Below are 4,116 nucleotides of genomic sequence, written 5' to 3'. Positions count from 1 at the left end.
CCTGATTGGCACGCGTGGTGAACGAACGCCGGTGCAAGGCATTGAGCCTGGCGACCAGTTCCACCGTGGCGAACGGCTTGACCATGTAGTCGTCGGCGCCGGCGTCGAGCCCCGCCACGCGATCGTCGAGCCCGCTGAGCGCCGTCAACGCGATCACCGGCACGTCCAGATGCAAGGCCCGCAGGCGCGGGATCAGGCTGAGGCCATCGCCATCCGGCAGCCGGCGGTCCAGCACCACCGCGTCATGGTGGCCGAGCCGCGCCACGGCTTCGGCATCCGCCAGTGTCGCGGCATGGTCGACGATGATGTCCTGGCGCTCGAGCGCGGTCTTCAGCACCGAGGCCATTTCCGGCTCGTCCTCGATCAGCAGGATGCGCATGCGCACTCTCCGTCACAGGCAGCCGGCACGCTGTGGCAATTCATTCGCATTCCAGCTTCGGTTGACGAAAATTGGTGATGAACCATCTGCCGCCCGAGGCGCGGGCATAGAACGTATAGAAGCATTCCTGGCGCTCGATATAGCCAGGCGTTTCGGTTTCTTCGTAGACGGTTCCGTGTTTTGTGTGGCGAACTTCGCCGCTGGAGCTTCCGGAAACCGCATTGGTGGATATTTTCCGCCACTGATAGGCCCGCTCGCCCCGGCCGAGATCAACGACGGCGGTCGGCGGCCCGTAGTCCAGAATGACCGATTCGACCGGTTGCCCGATGTAGTTCTTCATGATGTCGGAGGCGCATCCCGTCAGCACCAGCACGATCGCGATGAAGAACGCCTTGGAGATCCACACCAGATGGTTTGCGCTGCGTTTGGACATATCCGATTCCCGTCATCAAGGTCATCCGCGGCACCGAATGCATGTCGCCCAAAAGCGGTCCCGGTTTTGGGACAACGACATGCACAAAACAAAACCTGAAGCGGGCCGCATGATCCGTTTCGATGCGACGCGCTTTAGGACGTGAAGATTGCATCGGCATTACGCAGGACCTGGCACCCAAATGCGGTCTGCCGACATGCGTCGATGACGGTGCGGATGGAGGCAAAGCAATCGCGCGGCCCCGTTGCATCCGGGCGCCGCGCAAGGTCGTTCAAGCAGAATACAGAACAGGTTCAACGGAACCCATGGCCTGCCCTAGAACCGGTAGTTGATGCCGGCCTTCAGTTCATGGCTGCCGATCGTCGCCTTGGATTTGCCCAGGGCGGACGTCGTTTCGACGCCTGGGGTGCGCACATAGTCATATTCGACCTTGGCCGAGAGGCCGCCGGCAAAACCCTGCTCGATGCCGCCGCCGACCAGATAGCCGAGTTTCCATCCGTCGATATCGTTCACCTTGTCGCCCTTGTCGAATTTGGTCATGGCGACGCCGCCGGTTCCAAACAGCAGCGTCTGGTCGAAGCTCAAGCCGGCCTTGGCCTTGGCGGCACCGCGCCATTTTTCCTTGATCTTGCCGCCCCGGACGTCGTGCTCGGCGCCGCCCAGATAGGAGCCCTCGATCTCGGCACCGAGAACCGCTGGACCCATCTGCTGGTTGTAGCCGGCCTGAACGCCGCCGCTGAGACCATTCCTGCCGGCAAACGGGTTCGGCATCCCGGTGAACGCCGTGCCGCCATGCACGCCGACATAGGCGCCGCTCCACTGGAACGCGGGGGGATCATTGTAGGCGGGCGAAAGGTCGGCGGCCATCGCCGGCCCCAGGAGGTACATGGCAAGGGCACTTGCCGTCAGGATGATCTTTGCTTGAGAGAACACTGCATTACTCCAACACACGCGCGCATCCGGCAATCGATGCGCAGGTTTCCCGAAGAACTCGACCGTTGAGGCGGTCGGGCTCCGATTTGGTGTCTTTCAGGGATGGTTGCGCGGTCCTGGGACTGGCTTTCGCCAGTTGTGGTAGGGGGTCAGATCGCCCGCGCGGCCAATCGCCTGAAAGACGCCGACCGTCTCGCAGGCGAAAATTGCACGCACATTGCGGGAAATCGAAAAATGAAGGTTTTTCGCTTTGTTTTCAATAAATTAAAGCGATGTTGTTTACGCAAATTTAACAGTCTGGCGCGGGTTTAGTCCGTTTGGCAGCACAAGCCTGCCATGCAATCGCGCGGTGCAGGCCGTTGGCATCCCGCAAAACTCCCGGCTTGAAGCGGACAAGCCAAGTGCGTATGTCTGGCCGACGCCCTCGAGCCTGGGTGCCTCAATCGGGAGACGAGCCTTGTCCGCACTGACGCGCTTTCTTGGCGACTCGCCGCTCAAGGTGATCCTGAAACTGCTGGTGGTGTCTTTCCTCGTCGGCCTGGTCATGAATGCCTTCGGCTGGTCGCCGATGGATGTGCTCTACGGCATCCGGAAGTTCTTCATGGACCTGTGGAATCTCGGCTTCCACGCCATCGACCGCTTCCTCGGCTATATCCTGCTGGGCGCGGCTATCGTCGTGCCGGCCTTCATCCTGCTCAGGCTTGCCAACTACCGGAAGTAGAGCATGATCCCGAAAAGTGGGAACCGGTTTTCTCGGACAAACGGAAACCGTTTGTCCCGAGATCATGCTTGAAGAACTACCGGGCGTAGCCTGCGGCGACCTCGAACAGGATGGCGTGGCGCGCGGCAAGGGCGGGCACATCGGTGGAATAGCCACCGCCGATGACGCCGCAGACCGGAACGCCCTGCGCGCGAAAATGGCTGATGACCATGTCGTCACGGGCGCGCAGACCGTCATCCGACAGCGACAGCCTGCCAAGCCGGTCATCTGCATGGACGTCGACGCCGGCATTGTAGAACACGATGTCCCAATGCGCCTGGGCGGACAGCTCCGGCAGGATGGCGGCGAGCCTCTCGAGATAGGCAGCGTCACCCGTGCCATCGGGCAGCGCGACATCGAGGTCGGAGGCGATCTTGCGCACGGGGTAGTTGCGGTCGCCATGCATGGAAAAGGTGAACACGCGCGGGTCATCGGCGAGAATATCCGCCGTGCCGTCGCCCTGGTGCACGTCGAGATCGACGACCAGGATGTTTCGTGCCGCGCCTTCGGCCAGCAGCACCAATGCGGCGACGGCGACATCGTTGAAGGTGCAGAAGCCCGCGCCTTGCGCGCGCCGCGCATGGTGGCTGCCGCCGGCAGTGTTGCAGGCGATACCGTGGCGCAAGGCCAGCCGCGCCGCCAGCACCGTGCCGCCGGTGGCAAGCTGCGCGCGCAGCGAGACGCGGGGGCCGATCGGAAAACCGATCTCGCGTTCGATCTTTTCGGGCACGCGGCAGTTGACGACCTGGTCGACATAGTCCGCCGCATGGGCAAGCTCCAGCCATGAAGCCGGCGCCGGTTCGGCGGTGCTGAGCGCCTCGGGGCCGGCGAGGCCGCGTGTCCGCAGCGCCTCCATCAGCAGGGGATATTTGCTCATCGGAAAGCGATGGTTGACGGCGAAGCCGGCGTCGTAGTCGGGATGATGGACGATCTGCAGAGGCATGAACTCGTATCCGGCTGGCTCACGCCAGACCGGGATTTCGGTTGGCCGTCAAGGGATAGGTGATTGCGCGGTGGCCGGAAAATGGGGCACATCGACGGTTCCATCAAGCCGCAATCAGCAAGGCAGCAATCCTTGGACAAAGGTGCAACCCCAGCCGACGCCGGATCCCCGATCCTCTCGGGATCGCCGATTCACTCCGGATCATTTGTCGTCACCAACCGCTCCGTGCTCGCCATCGCGGTGCCGATGACGCTAGCCTATCTGACGACGCCGATGCTCGGCCTGGTCGACACGGCTGTCGTCGGCCAGTTCGGCGATGCCGCCTTGCTTGGCGGCCTGGCGGCCGGCGCATTGATCTTCGACGTCGTCTTCACCTCTTTCAATTTCCTGCGCTCGGGCACCACCGGCCTTGTCGCACAGGCGTTCGGGCGTGGCGATGCCCTGGAGGAACAGGCGGTGTTCTGGCGCGCCGTGCTGATCGCGGTTATCGCCGGCATCGTGCTCGCTGCCCTTGCGCCGCTGGTCGCCATCGCCGGGCAAAAATTCATGGGCGCCGAACCGCGCGTCAGCGAGGCGATGGGCGTCTACATCAGGATCAGGCTGCTTGCAGCCCCCTTTTCGCTGATCAACTACGCCATCCTCGGCTACGTGCTGGGGCGGGGCGAGGG

At 62.9% G+C, this 4,116-nt stretch carries 6 protein-coding genes; 2 read left to right on the top strand and 4 right to left on the bottom strand.

The features are described 5' to 3' along the window. The 3 genes from EN994_RS20790 to EN994_RS20780 form a co-directional block, all read right to left on the bottom strand. The coding region (locus EN994_RS20790; RefSeq protein WP_164746043.1) for a response regulator at window positions 1-379 on the bottom strand (379 nt) is incomplete at its 3' end. A 40-nt stretch (window positions 380-419) separates the two neighbouring features. After that, complete coding sequence (locus EN994_RS20785; RefSeq protein ID WP_013533622.1) at window positions 420-812, bottom strand: hypothetical protein; 393 nt, start codon at window positions 810-812, stop codon at window positions 420-422. 315 nt (window positions 813-1,127) lie between these two features. Next, complete coding sequence (locus EN994_RS20780) at window positions 1,128-1,745, bottom strand: outer membrane protein (protein WP_082826646.1); 618 nt, start codon at window positions 1,743-1,745, stop codon at window positions 1,128-1,130. Between the two features lie 457 nt (window positions 1,746-2,202). On the opposite strand from EN994_RS20780, the gene EN994_RS20775 reads away from it, so the two are divergent. After that, entirely contained in the window at window positions 2,203-2,466 is a 264-nt protein-coding gene (locus tag EN994_RS20775) for a DUF6460 domain-containing protein (RefSeq protein ID WP_013533620.1), read from the top strand. 76 nt (window positions 2,467-2,542) lie between these two features. Here the strand turns inward: EN994_RS20775 and EN994_RS20770 are convergent, their stop codons facing one another. After that, complete coding sequence (locus EN994_RS20770) at window positions 2,543-3,448, bottom strand: histone deacetylase (RefSeq protein ID WP_063170026.1); 906 nt, start codon at window positions 3,446-3,448, stop codon at window positions 2,543-2,545. A 246-nt stretch (window positions 3,449-3,694) separates the two neighbouring features. On the opposite strand from EN994_RS20770, the gene EN994_RS20765 reads away from it, so the two are divergent. Continuing rightward, on the top strand, window positions 3,695-4,116 hold a 422-nt coding region (locus EN994_RS20765), incomplete at its 3' end, for an MATE family efflux transporter (RefSeq protein WP_245465450.1).

The organism is Mesorhizobium sp. M7A.F.Ca.CA.002.09.1.1 (genome assembly GCF_003998555.1).
Classification (GTDB): domain Bacteria; phylum Pseudomonadota; class Alphaproteobacteria; order Rhizobiales; family Rhizobiaceae; genus Mesorhizobium; species Mesorhizobium ciceri.
The sequence above is the reverse complement of the archived record's forward strand: the minus strand, read 5'-3'. Positions and strand labels throughout refer to the sequence as shown.